This window comes from Psychromonas aquimarina ATCC BAA-1526 (assembly GCF_000428725.1).
Classification (GTDB): Bacteria; Pseudomonadota; Gammaproteobacteria; order Enterobacterales; family Psychromonadaceae; genus Psychromonas; species Psychromonas aquimarina.
This window is the reverse complement of record NZ_AUAM01000030.1, coordinates 36,348-55,711: the sequence shown is the minus strand read 5'-3', so window position 1 is coordinate 55,711 and position 19,364 is coordinate 36,348. Positions and strand designations below refer to the sequence as shown.

Genomic DNA, 19,364 nt, shown 5'->3' with positions numbered 1-19,364 from the left:
GAAGACTTCCCATCAAAAATTGAAGAGGCATTATTAAGTAACTCCTGCTTCCAGGTGGTAATTTGATTGGTGTGAAGATTAAATTGCTGTGCTAACTCAGATAAAGTTTTATCTCCCTTAGCAGCCGCTAATGCAACCTTAGCTTTAAATTCTGGTGAGTGGTTTCTACGTTTTCTAGTCATAATCTGCTCCAGCTGTGATGCTAGTTATTAAAACAGATTAATCACTTAAGATCGTGTCCGATTTTTGGGGACCATTTCTGAAGTTACCGTTCGACAAAGTTACTAACGTCAACGAACTTATTGAATTATACAACAAGCCATACACACCGCTGTTTAGTATTAATGATTACCAGCTGGCCACAAGCCAGCAATGGCAGGAAGTATTGGGTCAATTAGCGGAAAAATAGAATTGTAACAGTTGCTATAACCTAATATATAAGCTTAACAACAAAAAATTGTAGACTACCTTAAGCTATGAAGGTATTTCAGATAAAAAGTAATAATTAACTGCTGCTTCTCAGCGGGCGCTTTTTCAAACTTCAAACGTAATATAAACAGAGCGAGCATGCGCTGTTCATGTATTTTAGACGTTATCAAGGGTCTCAGTTCATCCAGTGACAGGCTCCTGTATTTTTTAGCCAGCAGGCGCAGCGGCGGGATGCGTATTCCCCAAAACAGATCCCCTTCACCGTAACCGCCGGGAAAGGCTTTAAAAAACTGCGGAAAATAAGCGGCCTTCTGCGGTTCAATATAAGTTTTTAATTCATCAAGTAACTGGTTCATTTTATTACCCTACATAAACAGAGAAATTTTATAAACAAAAGGCGGGTCATTTAATAATAGACAGCTATATTAGGAGAAGTATATGTGCAGCAGCCCCAAATCACATGCTTCAAAAAAAGTATTAAAATCTCATTACGGCGGCATAATGTCTGGATTAGACAAGCAGGCCAGAATTAAATTCACGGAACGGGCTAATACTGCGGCGGATAGACGTGCATTAACGGAAAAGAACATCGGGCAGCGGGAAACAGTGAAAAACAGCCGTGAGGTTTCACTTCTCTCATATTTTCAGCTTGCTTTAAACAGCTCAAAATAACTATGAAACAGTGTCTGTGCGGATAATTAAAGAATAAACAGCTAGGCTAAGAAGCAATAATGGTAATAGAACCGCTTTGCAGATCTGCACTCTGACAGCTCAAGTCTAAGCGCTGCTCATCGGGTTTATTAAATAACGCTTCCACTTTCTGCAGATCATCAGCTAATAAAATCATATTTTTAAAAGTTAAATTTCTTTTACTGCCGGGAATAGTAAATGCAGCGGCACAGTCACTCAATGCTTTTTTACCGCCCTCTAATGCTTCTTTACTAATACGCTTCTCAGCCAGCATCTTATCTATTTCGCCCTTCGCCAGCTCACTTTTTATGCCGCCTAAGATACAGGCGGCCTGTAAGTTTAAGACTGCAATAGAACGGATCTTATTGGTTAATCCATCTTCAAACAGCCCGACAATACAGGGTAGTAATTCAGATGAGACCTGCTGCGGTGCGCCGCTTGTTAACGTTACTTCAACGGATAAAGAGCGGTTTAGTGTCTGCTGTAAACGGTTTAATTTAGGCAGCACAAAACCGTTGTTCGCTTTGACCTTAATTAATGGAATAATCGCTTTATGCAGCGATTCATCATCAAAAGGTTTGGCTAAAACAAATTCAGCACCAAGCTTTATCGCTTTTTTAATGCGTCCTTCATTTCTTTCCGTGGTAACAAGTCCCACCTTTATCGGCAGCTCTCTTTTTCGGATAACAGCAAGCAGTTCTAAACCCGACATATGCGGCATATGCCAGTCAGAAAGAATAATATCAGGATGCCATTCATCAATGACAGCTAATGCATCTTTACCGTTAGATGCTTTTTTAATACTGAAAGTAACATGCTCAAACTTAGTCAGGCCGCGGCGGACGATTGCCTGCATAGCTTTACTATCATCAACAATTAATAATTTCACATAAGCTCCTTCTAGGGCCTGTTTATCTTTGCTCTTTGTTCCTGCTGGAGGCTATTTTTATGCTCAGCAAGGCAGAAGTCATGCAGTGTAGTTACTCTACATTAATGACTGATAACGAAGTTGAGTGTAAAAATACCCCCTGCCCTTCGGGTTGAGGCTGAAAATCCCTCACTCTGCGTTGCTCATCACTCATTTAGAACAACTAAACTTCATTCTTCGCGTCTTGATTGAGAAACTTTCAGGCTCAACAGGGGCAATTTTCAAAGATAAACAGGCCCTTAGTAAAATAGTTATTAACTTTCAGTAATATGGGCAGAATTATAGAACACAGCTATTATCTGATAATTATAGGTCTGAAATAAATTAAGGATAGATATGATAAGCGAAAGAATGCTGGAAGTGTTAGCTGTCGATTTAGGATTAATCATAATTGCGGGCTGGTTCTATATTTTACTTCTGATGTTTAGAGAGTTCCAGACAGTCAGCAGCGCAGTTAACCGTTTGACTAACTCTCATCTAATTCAGGATCTAAGCCTGGAAAATAAAGATCCGCTTGCAGATAACGAGCTTAATCTAAATGAAACCGACAGCAGAAAACTTGATGAATTAATTAGAATCAACACTAAAATTGAAGCTCTGTTCAGTACTGAACTGGTCGGTAAAAATAAACGTCTGCAGCTGCATAAAAAAGAGATCGCCTTTTTAAATCAGGAAATACAGAAATCAAATGCACTGATTAAAAAGCTGAAAACCAATATGAGGAATCATTATGGTGCTCAGGATGAATTAGAAGAATCCCGCCGTAAATTATCTAAACAGCAGTTAGTCATCAAAAAACTACGTATTCAAAGCGATAAAGCCAATATAGAAAACGATCAGTTAAAGCAGCAGATAATAAATCATATTAAAGAGATAAAACAAATCAGCGAACAGGGCGAGCTGTACTCTCAGAAGCTGATAGAGCAAGGTAAGGAGCTGGAGTATTTAAAAGCAAAATCTCAAGCCGAAGGAAATAGTAAAAATGCAGTGGATCTCAATATACAGATAGAAACGCTGCAGGACAAACTGTCCAATTCCAAAGAAGAGCTGCAGCGGATTTCAACCGAGAAAGATTTCTTAGAAACACAGTTTCTGGATATATTAGAACAGTATGAAGAGGAGGAAGATGAAAACTAAAGAGCAGTGACAGCGATAAACACAATCTATTTGCAGGATAAACAACCGCAGGAAAAGTTACATTTTGTTAACTCAATATAATTAACAAAATGTAACCTCAAAAATACTAAACAGAAAAAAACATCAACATTTCAAAAACAACAAACAACAAAAACAGTCGTTTAACAACAATACACTACAGTGCATACAAAACCCTCTACAGAAATTAGTGACAAAGCTCGCACAACCAAAACGCAGAGTTACATATTGTTAACTTTAACTTGTATACAGAACATATAAGGAGCAGAATTCGCCCGTAAAGTTAACAATAGTGAGCAGAAAAATGGAAAATATAATTAATAATAAATATAGTGAAGCAGACAAGGAAGCTCTGGCGGCTTATTTTCGTTTAGCAGATACCATGGCCGATTTCATCGGTCCGCATTGTGAAGTGGTGATCCACTCCTTTGAAAGCTACGAAAAATCGGTTGTAAAAATTGTTAACGGGCACCATACCGGCCGTACCGTAGGCTCACCTATCACTGATTTAGGTTTAAAAATGCTTAATGCATTTGAGAAAACCGGTGAGGTATCACCAAAGTGTTATTTTACTAACAGCAAAGACGGCGCAATCCTGAAATCAACGACCTGTGTTTTAGCCGGCGACAGCGGCAAAGCGATAGGCATGTTCTGTATCAATATGAATCTCTCTTATCCGTTTCCAGAAATCATAAAAACCCTAATGCCGGATACCTCAATTGCCAATACCGTGGTTAACGAAAACTTCAGCTCTAACGCGGCAGATGTAATTACCCAGGCTCTTGATAATGCTATTGAGGATACTGAGAAAGACGCCAGCATCAAATTAAAAGGCACCAATAAAGCAATCACTAAGCGCTTGTTTGAAAACGGCGTTTTTGAGCTGAAAGAGACCACCCTGATGGTTTCTGAACGTCTTGGTATAACCCGCCACGCGATATATAAATATATCCGTGAGTTTAAAGCTGAAGAATTAAATCAAACAATTTCACATTAACAACATTAAATAATCAACATTAATCATAAGGTCTAAAAATGAAAAAAATAATTGATACAAAGCATGCCCCGGCAGCCATCGGCCCGTACTCTCAGGGAGTTTCCATGGGTAATCTGGTATTCACATCAGGACAGCTTCCGCTTGTCCCGGAAACCATGGCTTTTGTCGAAGGCGGTATTAAAGAGCAGGCGGCTCAGTCATTAAGCAACCTGAAAGCCGTGTTAGAAGAGAGCGGTGCGGCATTGGATTCAGTACTGAAAACAACCTGTTTCTTAGCCGATATGGAAGACTTCGCGGCATTTAATGAAGTGTACCTGGAAATCTTTGGTACAGACGCGGCGCCAGCACGTTCATGCGTTGAAGCAGCCCGTTTACCAAAAGATGCATTAGTTGAAGTTGAAGCAGTCGCTTTTATCAAATAATCACACTATAAAGCTGTATTTTTAGGAGTTCCTATGAGTATTACATTTATTACATTATGCGCCCTGTTTTTAGGTTTTTACGTCATGTTAAGCCGTTTTAAAAAACAGCGTAAATCATTTAACTTCAGAGTATTAAGCGCGCTGGTCGGCGGTTTAATGTTCGGCGGTGCAATCCAGCTTACTCTGGGTTTCAATAATGAAATGCTAACCGGATTTACTGAGTTTATTTCTATTTTCGGTAAAGGTTATATTAAATTACTACAGATGATTGTTATCCCGCTGGTATTTGTAGCGATGATATCTGCGATCATGAATGTTGACGGCGGCGGTGCCCTGTCTAAAATCGCCCCGAAAGTATTAGCGACATTAATATTTACGGTTGCAGTATCTGCAGTTGTTGGTGTTGCCGCAGTTTACATCTTTGGTATTGATGCGAATGCGTTAGTCACTACCATCGGCTCTAACAGCGATATACATATGCGTGAGCACTCGCTTGCATCTACACAGACATCAATGGAAAGCCTGGGGTTATCCGGCCTGTTCCTGTCAATTATCCCGGGAAATATCTTTGATATGCTGACCGGCTCTGAACGTACCTCTACGCTTTCAACGGTACTATTTGGTATGTTCTTAGGTTACAGCATCCTGCAGGTTAAAAAACGCCGTCCTGAAAAAGTACAAAACTTTATTGATTTCATCAATGCGGCTAAAGAAGTTGTACTGTCTATGGTACGTGAAATCTTAAAGCTGACCCCCTACGGCGTGTTTGCATTAATGACCAGCTTTATGATGACTAACGACCTGTTTGCACTTGCAGAGATGGGACGCTTCCTGTTAGCAAGTTACGCGGCAATCTTTGTTATGTACGCCATCCATTTAATTATGGTCGCAGTATTCGGCTTATCTCCTATTCAATTTGCACAGAAAACATGGCCGGTACTGGTATTCGGCTTCGGCTCCCGTTCAAGTATGGCGGCGATTCCTCTTAATGTGCAGACCCAGACAGAACGTTTAGGTGTTGATGAAGAAACTGCAAATATGTCAGCAACATTTGGCACAAGTATCGGACAGAACGGCTGTGCGGGTATTTACCCGGCGATGCTGGCAATTATGGCGGCACAGGTAATGGGTATGCCGATTGATCTGAGCTTTATGCTTCAGCTTGTAGCTGTTATTGCCATTGCCTCTTTCGGTATTGCCGGTGTCGGCGGCGGCGCAACATTTGCAGCGGTTGCGGTACTAACCATTATGGGTCTTGATATTACGGTTGTCGCTATTTTAGTGTCCATTGAAGCGCTTATCGATATGGCCAGAACCGCGCTTAATATCTCAGGTTCAATGCTGTCCGGTGTGATCACGGCTAAACAGAATAAAACCTTAGATGCTGATGCATATAACGGTGAACAGACAGGTGAAGCAGAAGCGATTGTTTAATCCCGCCTGAATTAATAAAACAGCACTTCATAGAGGTGCTGTTTTATACCAATCAGAATAAGTCTCTGATCTTTTATGCTGGTTACAATCAATCCTGTCTTCGTTATTAATTTCGTAATTAGAGTAACTAGTTACATCAATTAAAACCTTGCTAGTATCGATTTTTCCTACGCCTAAAACAGACCATTTACTTAATCAGTTTGGTATTATTTGAGATAACAGTTATTAGGTAATAGACAGATATGAAATATTTAATTATCGGCGGCAATGCTGCCGGCATGAGTTTTGCCGCAAAATACAAAAGAAACAGCCCTGAAGATGAAGTGATAGTGATTGAGAAACGTGATTATGTCTCCTTCGGCGGCTGCGGACTGCCCTACTTCACCGCGGGTTTGTTCCATGATACTGACAGAATGATCTCCCGTAGCCCGGAGCAGGCGATCAAATCCGGCTTAGATATGCGCGTAAATTCAGAAGTGATCAGTATTGATAAAGAAAACAAAAGCGTATTAATCAAGTGCGGTGAAGAGAGCTATCAGCAGAGTTACGATAAGCTGCTGATCTGTACCGGCGCACGCCCGATAGTGCCGAATTTCGGCCAGTATAACCCGGAGCATGTTTATACATTAACCAGCAAAAAAGACGGTTTTGATGTTAAAAATGCCTTTGAAAATCCGGCATTAAAAAATGTCTGTATTATCGGCGCCGGTTTTATCGGTTTAGAAGTATTTGACGCGGCCCATCATTTAAATAAAAACGTTACTATTATTGAGCGTGAAACACACATTATGAGCCGTCAGTTCAGTCCGGAGATGATCAATACCGTTGAACAGGATATCAGAGCAAACGGCGGCACATTAAAAACCAGCTGCTCAGTAGAAAGCATTTCGGATAATGCCGAGGGCGGATACATAATTAACACCACTGACGGTGAAATTCGTGCTGATATCATTATTTTATCGCTTGGTTTTAAACCCAACACAGAAGCTTTTGATCTGCCGAAACTGCCTAATGGTTCATTAATGGTTAATAAAGTCGGTCAGACTGATGATGAACATATCAGTGCAGTGGGCGACTGTGCGGCAAGCTACCATATAGCGCTTGATAAAATGGTTTATCTGCCGCTGGCAACAACCGCTAATAAGCAGGCGCGTATGATGGCCGATCACGTTGCCGGAAAGGAGACTTTCTTACAAGGTATGCTTGGCTCTTCATGTTTAAAAGTATTAGATCAGGAGCTGGCCTGCACCGGTATTTCTGAGATAGTTGCCAAAGAGAATAATATCTCTTATAAAACATCCATTATTGAAGATCAGAACCAGACGGATTATTACCCGGGTCAGGAGCCGATAAAAATTAAACTGGTTTACGATCCAGCTTCAAAACAGCTGCTGGGCGGTGAGATTATCGGTAAGAAAGGGGCTGTCAGCCGCATCAATGCATTAGCCGTGGCCATTACAGCTAAAATGACTACCTCTCAACTGGGTTATCTTGACTTCTGTTATGCACCGCCGTTTTCGCGCACATGGGATGCGTTAAATGTAGCGGGTAATGTTGCCAAATAAGAGCACAATAAAGCCCGTTTTTTAAGGAGAACGGGCTTTATTAAATCTCAAATAAATAATTAACCAAGTAATAAATCGCGATCAATCGGGTTAAACACTGTACAGGAATCAATTAATGCTTTAGCAGTGAGCTGAGGCACACCGTAAGCTTCGGTCTGCACAGCAAAACTGTCTTTCACTTTATCCAGCAGAATCGCAAAATCACCGTCACCGGACAGTAAAATGACCGTATCCACCTGCGCCGCTGTTTCCATAATATCAATGGTAATACCTACATCCCAGTCACCTTTGGCAGTGCCGTCACTGCGCTGAATATAAGGCTTAAGCTTCACTTCAAAACCAAGGTGTTTCAGTGCATCCTGAAATTTTTTCTGCTGCTTGTCCCCGCGGTCAATGGCATAAGCAAAAGCATTAACAATAATCCCCTGCTTCTCGATAATCTGCCAGAGCTTACGATAGTTAAACTGTTTTCCGTAAGCCTGGCGGGTGGTGTAATAGATATTCTGCACGTCCGCAAATACAGCAATCTTTTTCATTCAAATATTCACTCTGTTATTTTTTCTGCATAATGCCATATAAAACAATACAAAAAAGCCTTAAACAACAAGGTTATTTAAGGCTTTTATTTTTATCTGTTAATTAACCGTAAAAATGCAGTTTTATTCACCAACAAAGTTATTACGTGCTGAACGCTGTTTTTTATTACTGCCGGTTTTCGGACCTGAACGCAAACCGTCACGGTGACCTGGTTTAGGTTTTTTAGGTTTTTTAGGTTTTTTAGGTTTAGGTGCACGCGTATCTAATACTGACGGCGGCAGAGGCTCTCCCGGTTCAAAACCTTCAACCGTTTTACGCGGAATAACTTTTTTAATCAGTTTTTCAATATCTTTGAGCAGTTTAAACTCTTCCTGACAGACTAAAGAAACAGCTTGTCCGTCATTACCTGCTCGACCGGTACGGCCGATACGGTGTACATAATCTTCGCTGACATGCGGCAGATCGAAATTAACAACCTGCGGCAGCTGATCAATATCGATACCACGTGCGGCGATATCCGTTGCCACTAATACTTGAATCTGACCTTCTTTAAATCCGGCTAAGGCTTTAGTACGCGCGCCCTGGCTTTTATTGCCATGAATAGCGGCCGAGCGGATTCCGCGGGCATCTAAGTTTTTAACTAAACGGTTGGCACCATGTTTAGTTTTAACAAACACTAATACTTGTTCCCAGTTTTGTTCTTTAATTAAGGTACTTAACACAATCGATTTTTTAGTTTTATCTACCTCGTAAATAAACTGCGTCACACTTTCTGCTGTGGTATTACGCGGGCTTACTGAAATCTCAACCGGATTGTTTACCAACCCCTTTGCCAGATTACGAATATCATCAGAGAAAGTGGCAGAGAAAAGCAGGTTCTGACGCTTTTTAGGTAAAAAACCTAATATTCTTTTAATATCATGAATAAAACCCATATCCAGCATACGGTCAGCTTCATCCAGAATCAGTACTTCTAACTGCTTAAAACGTATTGCATTCTGCTGGTACAAATCTAATAAACGTCCCGGTGTTGCGACTAATACATCCACACCGCGGCGTAGATTCTGCATCTGCGGATTTATTTTCACGCCGCCGAATACAACAGCTGAGCGAAGCGGCATATTTTTGCCGTAATTTTCTACACTAGCATGTACTTGAGCCGCCAGCTCACGTGTCGGCGTTAATATTAATGCACGCACCTGATTCGCTTTAGCGCGTTCACCATGCTCCAAGTTTGCCAGCAGCGGTAAAGTAAAACCGGCTGTTTTGCCGGTACCTGTCTGAGCGGCCGCCATCACGTCTTTACCTTGTAAAACTGCCGGGATCGCCTGAGCCTGAATCGGAGACGGTTCAGTATACCCCTGTTCTTTAACTGCTTTTACTAATGAATCGGGTAAACCTAAGGAATCAAAGCTCATAAACGGATCTCTTCTATAAATGGTAAAGGGTATAAATCTGGTGCGTAGCTTACAGCAAACTAAGAAAGAGGTGTGATTTAAATCACCATTGCTCTATAAATAGTCAAATTGCTCTGTATAATAGCGTAACTTAAAAAATACAGTGAATTATTAAGCGCTGTATCATCAATATAAATACAGTCATATTCAGATGCAGGGCATTTATCAGTATGACATTGAATTAGGAACACTAACCTTGTTAAGTACTAACAACATCACCATGCAGTTTGGTGCAAAACCATTATTTGAAAACATCTCAGTTAAATTTGGTACTGGTAACCGCTACGGTCTGATTGGTGCAAATGGTTGTGGTAAATCAACCTTTATGAAAATCTTAACGGGTGATCTTGAACCAAGTGCAGGTAATGTTACTAAAGATCCTAATGAGCGTATCGCTAAACTGCACCAGGACCAGTTTGCTTTCGAAGAGTTCTCTGTTTTAGATACCGTGTTAATGGGTCATAAAGAGATGTGGGAAGTGATGGCTGAGCGTAACCGTATTTACAGCCTGCCGGAGATGAGCGAAGAAGACGGCATGAAAGTTGCCGATCTTGAAACTGAGTTTGCAGAAATGGATGGTTATACCGCCGATTCCCGTGCCGGAGAGCTGCTGCTGAGCGTTGGTATTCCCCTTGAACAGCATTACGGTTTAATGTCTGAAGTTGCTCCGGGCTGGAAACTGCGTGTACTTCTTGCACAGGTTCTTTTCTCAAATCCAGATATCATGCTCCTGGATGAGCCGACCAATAACCTGGATATCGATACTATCCGCTGGTTAGAAACAGAATTAAATGCACGTCAGTGTACTATGGTAATCATCTCGCATGACCGTCACTTCTTAAACTCTGTATGTACACATATGGCTGATATCGATTACGGTGAGCTGCGTTTATACCCGGGTAACTATGACGAATACATGACAGCTGCGACACAGGCTCGTGAACGTCTGCTTTCTGAGAATGCTAAGAAAAAAGCCCAGCTTTCTGAACTGCAGGAGTTCGTAAGCCGCTTCTCTGCCAACGCATCAAAAGCAAAACAGGCAACATCACGTGCTAAACAGATGGATAAAATTCAGCTTGAAGAAGTAAAAGCATCCAGCCGTGTCAACCCGTACATTGTTTTCAAGCAGGAGAAGAAACTGTTCCGTAATGCTCTGGAAATGGAAAATGTCACTAAGAGCTTTGATACCACTCTGTTTAAAGATCTTAACCTGATGGTTGAAGTGGGTGAGCGTATTGCCATTATCGGTCAGAATGGTGCGGGTAAAACAACACTGTTACGTACTTTAATGAGCGAAATTCAGCCGGATGCCGGTCACTTCAAATGGTCTGAAAATGCTAACTTAGGATATTACGCGCAGGATCATTCTGCTGATTTTGAAAAAGATCAGACCCTGATGGAATGGATGGGACAATGGATGAAACCAGGTGACGACGAGCAGGCTGTCCGCGGCACATTAGGCCGTTTACTGTTCGGCTCTGACGATATCGGCAAATCTGTGAAAATCATCTCCGGTGGTGAACAGGGCCGCATGTTATTTGGTAAGTTAATGATGAACATGCCGAACATCCTGTTAATGGATGAGCCTACTAACCACCTGGATATGGAATCGATTGAAGCACTTAATTTATCACTGGAAAACTACGAAGGTACATTACTGTTCGTAAGTCATGACCGTGAGTTTGTATCTTCACTTGCTACCCGTATTATTGAAATCAAAGAAAACGAAGTTGTTGATTTCCACGGCCCGTACAGTGAATACCTGAAAAGCCAGGGTATTATAGAAGCTTAAAATAAGCTTACTGATCAATTAGAAAAGGGCCTAGCGCCCTTTTTTTGTCTCCGCGTAAGATTGTTACACTTTCGATAAATAGAAATACTGCAGGTCATTTCCCCATAGATAAATATATTTACGCTTTTTATCTTTACTGAAAACACATTTGCCGAACAAAATAAACCCAGCGCCTTCTACATCCGTCGGCTCATCAATATCAAAACGACTCAACAGCTGCTCGCGGTATTTAGATACAGGTAAACCAACACTACGATCTTCTGCCGGATTTAACCAGTTAAGTGTTTTATCCGCATGGGATATGGTGCCCCAGTACATTCTCGGCGCATTATTTTCGGTTGGCTGCGCATCTTTAATATTGACGAATAAATTTTTAGCACGCCATTTATGCTTTTCACTGGTATAGATCCATAGATCCGATGAAGCTAAAGAGCTGCCCCGCAATAAGCTGGTCAGCAGTTTAGCCAGCCCCTGCTTAGATACTTCAGGCAAATTATTTTCTTCATCTAAGCCTGCACTCTGCGGCTTTGCTTTATTACTTTTAGAGGATTGAACGGCTTTAGTTAAATACCTTTCCTGAACAGTGTGCCGCTCTTTTTGCGCTTCAAATTCCTCAGCCGGTTCTGTTTGAGAAGACTTTTTCCTGCTGATAACAGGTTTGCTGAAATCAATCAGCAGCGAATCCTGCTCGAGAATAATCTGCTCCACTTCAGCAAGCTGTTTCTCTTCTTCGCTTTTAGATGCGGAAGGATTGAATTCTTCACAGTCTTTTTCATGATAACGTGAACCAAAACAGGCCTGCTTGCCGTCTTTAGATGCTCTGCGGAAATACGCTTTCTGCTTACAAACCGGGCAGAGCAGCGAATAACGCAGCTTATCTATTTCTGTTTCCGGCAGAAGCTTAAACTCAAAAATAGAATAGATTTTCGGATGAGTCTTATCATAAGTACAAATTGCATCAAGCATACTAAGTCCGTTAATTAATAAACAAAAATCCGCTGGTTAATTTACAGCATCAGCAGCGGCAGCTCACAATGCGTTAAAAATTAGCATTACTTACTGGATAAAATCTATTTTGCCCTCTTTTACAGCAACCATAATATTCTTCCCCGTGGTTAAAGAGCCCGAGAGAATCCTCTGTGCTAATGAATTCTCTAATAACTGCTGAACAGCACGTTTTAACGGCCGCGCACCATATATAGGGTCGTACCCCGCTTCAACTAACAGGTCGATAGACTGATCGTTAAAAGTTAACTGGTAGTCACGTGCTTTAAGGCGTTTCTGCAGTGCATGCAGCTGAATAGTAGCAATCGATTTTATATGCCTTTGTCCAAGCGGGTGAAATACAACCGTTTCATCAATTCGGTTTAAAAATTCAGGTTTAAACTGCTGACCTAACACTTCTAATAGAGTTAACTTAATCTCTTCATAGCTGACCTTGTCAAAGGATTCATGGATTAAATCAGAGCCAATATTAGAGGTCATAATTATCACTGTATTACGAAAATCAACCGTTCTTCCCTGCCCGTCCGTTAAACGTCCGTCATCTAAGACCTGCAGTAAAATATTGAAAATATCCGGGTGTGCTTTTTCAACTTCATCCAGCAGAATCACTGAATAAGGTTTACGGCGTACTGCTTCGGTCAGATAACCGCCCTCTTCGTAGCCCACATATCCTGGAGGCGCTCCCACTAAACGTGCAACCGAGTGCTTTTCCATAAATTCAGACATATCAATACGCACCATATTATCTTCACTGTCAAACAGGAAGTTTGCTAAGGCTTTGCATGACTCCGTCTTACCCACTCCGGTTGGTCCTAAAAACAGAAACGAACCGATCGGTCTATCAGGATCACTTAAACCTGCGCGGCTGCGGCGGACCGCATTAGCAATGGCGTCAATCGCTTCGTTCTGTCCGATTACCCGGGAGTGCAGATGTTTTTCCATCTGCAGCAGTTTATCTCGTTCACCTTCAAGCATTTTCGCCACGGGAATACCCGTCCAGTGTGCAAGAATTTCAGCTATTTCATTTTCTGTAACACAGTGCTTTAGCAGAGTCATTTCCTGCATTTCGGCCTGCGTAGCAAGATCCAGCTGTTTTTCTAATTCGGGAATTTTCCCGTACTGCAGCTCTGACATACGCGTTAAATCGGCTGCGCGGCTGGCCACTTCAAGGTCTAAACGAGCCTGTTCAAGTGCCTGTTTAATATTCTGTGTGCCGGAAAGGGCCGCTTTTTCCGTTTTCCATACTTCATCCAGCACTTTATAAGCTTTATTTTTATCCTGCAGAGAACTTTCTAAGTCAGACAGGCGTTTGACACTGGCTTCGTCATTTTCGTTCTGCAGCGCTTTCTGCTCCAGCGTTAACTGAATAATCTTACGCTCTAATTTATCCAGCCCTTCCGGTTTAGAATCCATCTGCAGACGAATGCTTGATGCTGCTTCATCAATCAGATCTATCGCTTTATCGGGCAGCTGACGATCTGCAATATAGCGGTGTGACAGTGTGGCGGCGGCAACAATAGCAGGATCTGTAATTTCAACCTTATGGTGCAGTTCGTAACGCTCTTTTAAACCGCGTAAAATAGCGATGGTATCTTCAACTGTGGGCTCATCCACCTGCACTTTTTGAAAGCGGCGCTCAAGGGCCGCGTCTTTTTCAATATACAAACGGTATTCATCAAGTGTGGTTGCACCGACACAATGCAGCTCACCACGTGCTAAAGCCGGTTTTAACATATTGCCGGCATCCATCGCACCATCGCTTTTTCCGGCTCCAACCATAGTATGAAGTTCATCGATAAACAGGATAACCTGACCTTCTTCCTTGGCCAGTTCGGATAATACCGTTTTCAGGCGTTCTTCAAATTCACCGCGGTATTTTGCCCCGGCAATCAAAGAGCCCATATCCAGTGATAATACCCGTTTGTTTTTTAAACCTTCCGGCACTTCGCCATTGATAATCCGCTGCGCAAGGCCTTCTACAATGGCTGTTTTTCCTACACCGGGCTCGCCGATAATTACCGGATTGTTTTTGGTACGGCGCTGCAGAACCTGCACCATGCGCCGTACTTCGTCATCACGGCCGATAACAGGATCCAGCTTGCCCTGCTCTGCACGCTCGGTCAGATCTATTGTATATCGATCCAGGGCCTGTTCCTGACCCTCAGCATTCTGATCATCGACTTTCTGACCATCACGAATTTTTTCTATCGACTTCTCAACCTTCTGTTTACTTAAACCCAGCTGTTTTAAAATAGCCCCTAATGGGCCTTTGTCATCACAGGCGGCAACAAGAAACAGTTCGGAAGAGATAAATTTGTCTTTGGATTTCTGGGCGTATTTATCACAGAGATTAAACAAAATCCCCAGCTGCGCGGAAAGCTGAACATCCCCGCCGATCCCAGAAACTTTGGCAATTTTGTCTAATTCAGCGGAAAGCTGCGAACGCAGTAAATTAATATCAACTTCTAAATCAGCCAGTATCCGGCGAATGGAGCCGCTGTCTTGATTTAACAGTGCCAGCATCAGGTGAGTCGCTTCAATATACTGATGATCACGCCCGAGTGCTAATGACTGCGCATCGGAAATGGCTAATTGAAACTTACTGGTTAATTTATCTAAACGCATACTCAATCCCCCTAAATCACATACCTTTAGAAGATGGAGCTTTACATGGGAAATTTCAAGGATAAGGACTAGAAAATAGTGTGAAACGTGACTTTTCAGCTCATTTCTTAATATTTTCAAGCTCTTGTATTATATAACCAATTTACTTCAATATGCTGATTCATAGACTGGATATAAGCGTTAGTCAATCCAGATTAAACTTGCCATGCGCCCGGTGATACCGTCGCGGCGGTATGAGTAAAACAGATCTGCTTCAGTAAAAGTACAGTGTTCACTTGTACTTATTTCGGCAACATTGAGAGGTGCTAAACGCAGCTTAGCTAACAGTTGCAGATCCGCAAGCCAGCGCTCCTGATCGGCAGTAAAAGCCGATTCAGCAAGTTTATTCTGTGCTATAAATTCAGCGCGGACTTCATCACCTACCTGAAAAGCACTTCTGCCGATACACGGCCCTAACCACACTAATAATTCCGTAGAGTTGATATTTAACTCGGTGCAGATAGAGTGAATAGATTTTTCAATAATACCGTCACACAAACCGCGCCAGCCGGCATGAACAGCACAAACAAAACTGCCTTGTTTATCTGTAATTAATACAGGTAAGCAGTCCGCAGTCATCACAATGCAGGGCTGTTTCTTAAGCGTAGTCCAGCTGGCATCTGCTTCAGTCTCACTAGCAGTCTGTTGTTCAAGCCTGAGTAAGATAGTACTGTGAATCTGATTTAACCAGCATAAATCGTCAGGTAAAGCTAAATGCTCAGCTAACAAAACACGATTCTGCACTACCGCAGAGGAGATATCATTAACATGATCACCTAAATTCAACCCCTTATAGGGCCCCAGACTTCGACCACCGCTACGGGTAGTCGAAAATGCCTGAATATGCTGTGGTGCCGACCATTGCGGTTTGATTAAGTGCATTTCGGACAGTTTATTAACCACCGTGTTTAATCATATCTGCGCGTAATGCGGCGGCCAGCTCAGCCATATCATCGGGAAGCGGTGCATGCCATTCCATCATTTCGCCAGTAATCGGGTGCTCCAGACGAAGCATAGTTGCGTGTAACGCCTGACGTCTGAAGCCGCGCAGTGTTTCAGACAGAGCTTCGGAAGCACCTTTAGGCGGACGAGGACGACCGCCGTAAACCGGATCACCGGCAAGAACATGACCAATGTGCATCATATGTACACGAATCTGGTGAGTACGGCCAGTTTCCAGACGCAAACGTAAACGAGTGTGTGCACGGTATTTTTCAGACACACGGTAATGTGTTACCGCATGTTTACCGCCCGTTGCATTAACCGCCATTTTAGTACGGTGCACTTTATCTCGACCGATCGGCGCATCTACACGTCCACCAGCAGTAAAGCGGCCCATTGCAATCGCTTCGTATTCACGTGTAATTTCACGAGCCTGCAGGCTTGCAACCAGGTGCGTTTGTGCTGGTACCGTTTTAGCAACCACCATCAGTCCAGTTGTATCTTTATCCAGACGGTGCACAATGCCCGCTCTCGGCACTTCAACAATTTCCGGGTAATGATGCAGCAGGGCATTTAAAACCGTGCCGTCCGGATTACCGGCACCAGGGTGGACAACTAAACCAGCCGGTTTATTTATCACTAAAATATGTTCGTCTTCAAAGACGATATCTAATTTAATATTCTGCGCTTTAAAAACAACTTCATCTTCTAATACGGCATTTACATCAACCATTTGTCCTGTAAATACTTTTTCTCGAGGACGGGCAATTACTTCACCGTCAATTTTGACCATGTCAGCCAAAATCCATTCTTTGATACGCGTACGAGAATAATCAGGAAATAACGAGGCTAATGCCTGATCTAAACGAAACCCTAATTGTTCGTCAGTAACTTCTGCGCTGAGCTTTAACTCTTGACTCATATATTTATTCTCTTTTCCTGATTTCCAAGTGCTTTAGTTATGCACAACTGCATAAATAAGCTTAATTTAACTGTTTGCACTGTGATCTTGTCACATTTTATCTTTTTTAACTTTTCTTTTTTTAGTCTATAGAAGATACTGTGCTTTTATCTGCACTGGCATTATAACACTTATGAAAAAGATCCTCAGACTAATAACGACCTCTCTGTTTATTGTTTTAATCAGCTCGGGCTGCTCTTCCAAAAAAGCAGACAAACCAAAAGTTGATGATAAGCCTCCAGTAGAGCTTTATAAAGATGCTAAAGCTGCTTCAGAGTCGGCAAGTCATGAGAAAGCAATCGAAGTATTAGAAGCTTTAGACAGCCGCTACCCCTTTGGACCACATTCAGATCAAGTGCAGCTGGATCTTATTTATTCTTATTACAAGCGTGACGACACTGCACTAGCCCTTGCAAATATAGACCGTTTTATCCGTCTGAACCCGACTCATAAAGATCTTGATTACCTGTATTACATGCGCGGCTTAACACATATGGCCACAGATCAGCAGTTTTTCCAGAATTTATTCGGCATCGACCGCTTTAACCGCGATCCAAGCCATTCACAGCAGGCGTTTAAAGACTTTGCACACCTGATAAAATATTACCCGAACAGCCAGTATGCGGCCGATGCTCAACTACGCTTGGTTTTTCTTAAGGATCGTTTAGCACGTTATGAAATTGCAATTGCACAGTGGTATATCGAACGTGAAGCTTATATTGCTGCGATTAACCGCAGTAAAACCGTTTTAAATAATTACCCGGATACCGCTTCGGTTGAAACTGCCTTAGAGATTATGATCGAGGCTTATGATGTACTCGAGATTAAAGAGCCGAAAGATAATGCGATGACGGTATTAAAGCTAAACTTCCCTAAAAATAGAACCGTTAGACGCTATGAGCGCTGGAATAAAGAAGACTAGTCACTTTATTTAAAACATAAAAAAGGAGAGCTGAGCTCTCCTTTTTTATTATTCAGTATAATTTATACCGCTTCACCGTCTTCTTCACCGGTACGAATACGAATCACCCGTTCAACAGGCATTACAAATATCTTACCGTCACCAATCTTACCGGTTTGCGCCGTTCCCATAATAGCTTCAATACAACGGTCTACATCTTCTTTTTTTACAACCAGCTCGATTTTAACTTTTGGTAGAAAATCAACCATATATTCAGCACCACGGTATAACTCCGTATGCCCTTTCTGACGACCAAAACCTTTTACTTCAGATACAGTCATCCCTGTAATATCAATATCGGCAAGCGCTTCACGAACATCATCCATTTTAAACGGTTTAATAATTGCTTCTATTTTTTTCATCACGGTCTCTTTATGTTGTCTGCAAAAAAATATAAATAAGAATAAGTGCCTACTGTAATACGAATTAAGACAAATATACAGGCAGAAAATTGAAAAGAATATTACACTAATAGTTCGCATCTACTCCATCTTCAGGACGATAATATGTACCCAGTGAAGGGTTTCACTCTATTAGAACTTATCATTGTATTGATAATCAGCATGCTGCTGATTACTATCGGTATTCCTGGATTTCAGACATTAATTCAAAATAACCGCTTAACCAGTGTTGCGAATACGATTCAGCACCACCTGTTATTTGCCCGCAATCAGTCGTTCAGCCTGATTAATTACGTTACCGTTTGTCCGCTGGATGCAAACCAGGTGTGCACCAATAACTGGATAAATGGAATTGATGTGTTTACTGATGCTGATCAGGATTATTTAGTTAATAATAATGATGTGCTGCTAAAAACAGGGGAGCCGTTTAATGCTAATGATCAGCTGGTTTTTCCTAGAAAAAATGTAACTTTTACACCGGACGGGCAGATCACCGGCTCTTCAGGAAATTTTCGTTACTGCACAGGCGAACAGAAGATTGGTGTCCAGGTCGCTTACAGCGGACGGGCTAAAGTTATTGACGGCAGTGAATTCACTAATTGTGACTAATAAGCGTCTCAATCAACTTGTCCGGCTAATTGAAACACTTAAATATATTAAACAGCTAAAAAGGAGTTGCGGCTTCTAACTCTTTAGCCTGACGATTTTTGAAGCTTTTACCTGCCTCTACACATTCATAGACTGATTTTATCTTTAAAAATGAAACGCCGTCCTGCTGAAATACCTTTTCTCCAACCAGGTCATTCACAAACTCCTGCTGTGTTTGTTCGCTGTAGACAAACTGGTGCACAACGCTGCTTTTATCTTCAAGCTGTAAATAACACTTGAGATGCCTGCGCTGCACATCCTTATTATCAGCAGATAAAGAAGGCGAAAATATCAAACCAGCAAGTATCATTATTAAAAATTTCTGTTTCATTTTAACCTCCTGTTAAACACATTATTTTCACTGAGCATTTCCCTT

20 protein-coding genes are annotated in these 19,364 nt (G+C 41.9%); 9 read left to right on the top strand and 11 right to left on the bottom strand.

Features of this window, described 5'->3' with window-relative positions; all coding sequences use genetic code 11:
- On the bottom strand, positions 1-182 hold a 182-nt coding region (locus G337_RS0112520), incomplete at its 3' end, for a transposase (RefSeq protein WP_028864194.1).
- 282 nt (positions 183-464) lie between these two features.
- Positions 465-785 carry a DNA alkylation repair protein gene (locus G337_RS26185; protein WP_245597660.1) on the bottom strand — a complete coding sequence of 107 codons (321 nt, stop codon included), beginning with the start codon at positions 783-785 and terminating at the stop codon, positions 465-467.
- 82 nt (positions 786-867) lie between these two features.
- On the opposite strand from G337_RS26185, the gene G337_RS0112510 reads away from it, so the two are divergent.
- The gene (locus G337_RS0112510; RefSeq protein WP_028864193.1) at positions 868-1,101 is read left to right on the top strand and encodes a hypothetical protein; all 234 of its coding nucleotides are present in this window, start codon (positions 868-870) and stop codon (positions 1,099-1,101) included.
- 46 nt (positions 1,102-1,147) lie between these two features.
- On the opposite strand, the gene G337_RS0112505 is transcribed toward G337_RS0112510, so the two are convergent.
- On the bottom strand, positions 1,148-2,008 hold the full coding sequence (locus G337_RS0112505) for a response regulator (RefSeq protein WP_051303223.1): 861 nt from the start codon (positions 2,006-2,008) through the stop codon (positions 1,148-1,150).
- A gap of 375 nt (positions 2,009-2,383) precedes the next feature.
- On the opposite strand from G337_RS0112505, the gene G337_RS0112500 reads away from it, so the two are divergent.
- The 5 genes from G337_RS0112500 to G337_RS0112480 all read left to right on the top strand — a co-directional run bounded on the left by G337_RS0112500 (position 2,384) and on the right by G337_RS0112480 (position 7,620).
- Positions 2,384-3,184 carry a coiled-coil domain-containing protein gene (locus G337_RS0112500; RefSeq protein ID WP_028864191.1) on the top strand — a complete coding sequence of 267 codons (801 nt, stop codon included), beginning with the start codon at positions 2,384-2,386 and terminating at the stop codon, positions 3,182-3,184.
- 322 nt (positions 3,185-3,506) lie between these two features.
- Positions 3,507-4,199, top strand: a complete 693-nt coding sequence (locus tag G337_RS0112495; RefSeq protein ID WP_028864190.1) for a helix-turn-helix transcriptional regulator — start codon at positions 3,507-3,509, stop codon at positions 4,197-4,199.
- A gap of 38 nt (positions 4,200-4,237) precedes the next feature.
- Positions 4,238-4,621, top strand: a complete 384-nt coding sequence (locus G337_RS0112490) for a RidA family protein (RefSeq protein WP_028864189.1) — start codon at positions 4,238-4,240, stop codon at positions 4,619-4,621.
- A gap of 33 nt (positions 4,622-4,654) precedes the next feature.
- The gene (locus G337_RS0112485) at positions 4,655-6,055 is read left to right on the top strand and encodes a cation:dicarboxylate symporter family transporter (RefSeq protein WP_028864188.1); all 1,401 of its coding nucleotides are present in this window, start codon (positions 4,655-4,657) and stop codon (positions 6,053-6,055) included.
- 242 nt (positions 6,056-6,297) lie between these two features.
- Entirely contained in the window at positions 6,298-7,620 is a 1,323-nt protein-coding gene (locus tag G337_RS0112480; protein WP_028864187.1) for a CoA-disulfide reductase, read from the top strand.
- A 59-nt stretch (positions 7,621-7,679) separates the two neighbouring features.
- Here G337_RS0112480 and G337_RS0112475 read toward each other — a convergent pair whose 3' ends face one another.
- Together G337_RS0112475 and G337_RS0112470 are read right to left on the bottom strand one after the other, a co-directional pair.
- On the bottom strand, positions 7,680-8,156 hold the full coding sequence (locus tag G337_RS0112475; RefSeq protein WP_028864186.1) for an NYN domain-containing protein: 477 nt from the start codon (positions 8,154-8,156) through the stop codon (positions 7,680-7,682).
- Positions 8,157-8,279: 123 nt separating this feature from the next.
- Positions 8,280-9,575 carry a DEAD/DEAH box helicase gene (locus G337_RS0112470; RefSeq protein WP_028864185.1) on the bottom strand — a complete coding sequence of 432 codons (1,296 nt, stop codon included), beginning with the start codon at positions 9,573-9,575 and terminating at the stop codon, positions 8,280-8,282.
- 235 nt (positions 9,576-9,810) lie between these two features.
- Here G337_RS0112470 and G337_RS0112465 point away from each other — a divergent pair, with 235 nt between their 5' ends.
- The gene (locus G337_RS0112465; RefSeq protein ID WP_028864184.1) at positions 9,811-11,406 is read left to right on the top strand and encodes an ABC-F family ATPase; all 1,596 of its coding nucleotides are present in this window, start codon (positions 9,811-9,813) and stop codon (positions 11,404-11,406) included.
- Positions 11,407-11,469: 63 nt separating this feature from the next.
- Here G337_RS0112465 and G337_RS0112460 read toward each other — a convergent pair whose 3' ends face one another.
- From G337_RS0112460 to rluD, 4 genes are all read right to left on the bottom strand, one after another.
- Positions 11,470-12,372: a hypothetical protein gene (locus G337_RS0112460; RefSeq protein WP_028864183.1), complete on the bottom strand. Its 903-nt coding sequence runs from the start codon at positions 12,370-12,372 to the stop codon at positions 11,470-11,472.
- 90 nt (positions 12,373-12,462) lie between these two features.
- Positions 12,463-15,036 (bottom strand): ATP-dependent chaperone ClpB, encoded by a 2,574-nt coding sequence (clpB, locus tag G337_RS0112455; RefSeq protein ID WP_028864182.1) that lies wholly within the window; start codon positions 15,034-15,036, stop codon positions 12,463-12,465.
- Positions 15,037-15,216: 180 nt separating this feature from the next.
- Complete coding sequence (pgeF, locus tag G337_RS0112450; RefSeq protein ID WP_028864181.1) at positions 15,217-15,957, bottom strand: peptidoglycan editing factor PgeF; 741 nt, start codon at positions 15,955-15,957, stop codon at positions 15,217-15,219.
- 13 nt (positions 15,958-15,970) lie between these two features.
- Positions 15,971-16,939 (bottom strand): 23S rRNA pseudouridine(1911/1915/1917) synthase RluD, encoded by a 969-nt coding sequence (gene rluD / locus G337_RS0112445; protein WP_028864180.1) that lies wholly within the window; start codon positions 16,937-16,939, stop codon positions 15,971-15,973.
- Between the two features lie 172 nt (positions 16,940-17,111).
- Between rluD and G337_RS0112440 the strand changes: the two genes are divergently transcribed.
- On the top strand, positions 17,112-17,900 hold the full coding sequence (locus G337_RS0112440; protein WP_028864179.1) for an outer membrane protein assembly factor BamD: 789 nt from the start codon (positions 17,112-17,114) through the stop codon (positions 17,898-17,900).
- A gap of 62 nt (positions 17,901-17,962) precedes the next feature.
- On the opposite strand, the gene G337_RS0112435 is transcribed toward G337_RS0112440, so the two are convergent.
- Positions 17,963-18,301 carry a P-II family nitrogen regulator gene (locus G337_RS0112435; RefSeq protein ID WP_019615587.1) on the bottom strand — a complete coding sequence of 113 codons (339 nt, stop codon included), beginning with the start codon at positions 18,299-18,301 and terminating at the stop codon, positions 17,963-17,965.
- A 144-nt stretch (positions 18,302-18,445) separates the two neighbouring features.
- Between G337_RS0112435 and G337_RS26180 the strand changes: the two genes are divergently transcribed.
- Positions 18,446-18,949 (top strand): GspH/FimT family pseudopilin, encoded by a 504-nt coding sequence (locus tag G337_RS26180; RefSeq protein WP_051303221.1) that lies wholly within the window; start codon positions 18,446-18,448, stop codon positions 18,947-18,949.
- A gap of 55 nt (positions 18,950-19,004) precedes the next feature.
- Here G337_RS26180 and G337_RS0112425 read toward each other — a convergent pair whose 3' ends face one another.
- Positions 19,005-19,319 (bottom strand): TapY2 family type IVa secretion system protein, encoded by a 315-nt coding sequence (locus G337_RS0112425; protein WP_028864178.1) that lies wholly within the window; start codon positions 19,317-19,319, stop codon positions 19,005-19,007.
- Positions 19,320-19,364 lie beyond the last annotated feature (45 nt).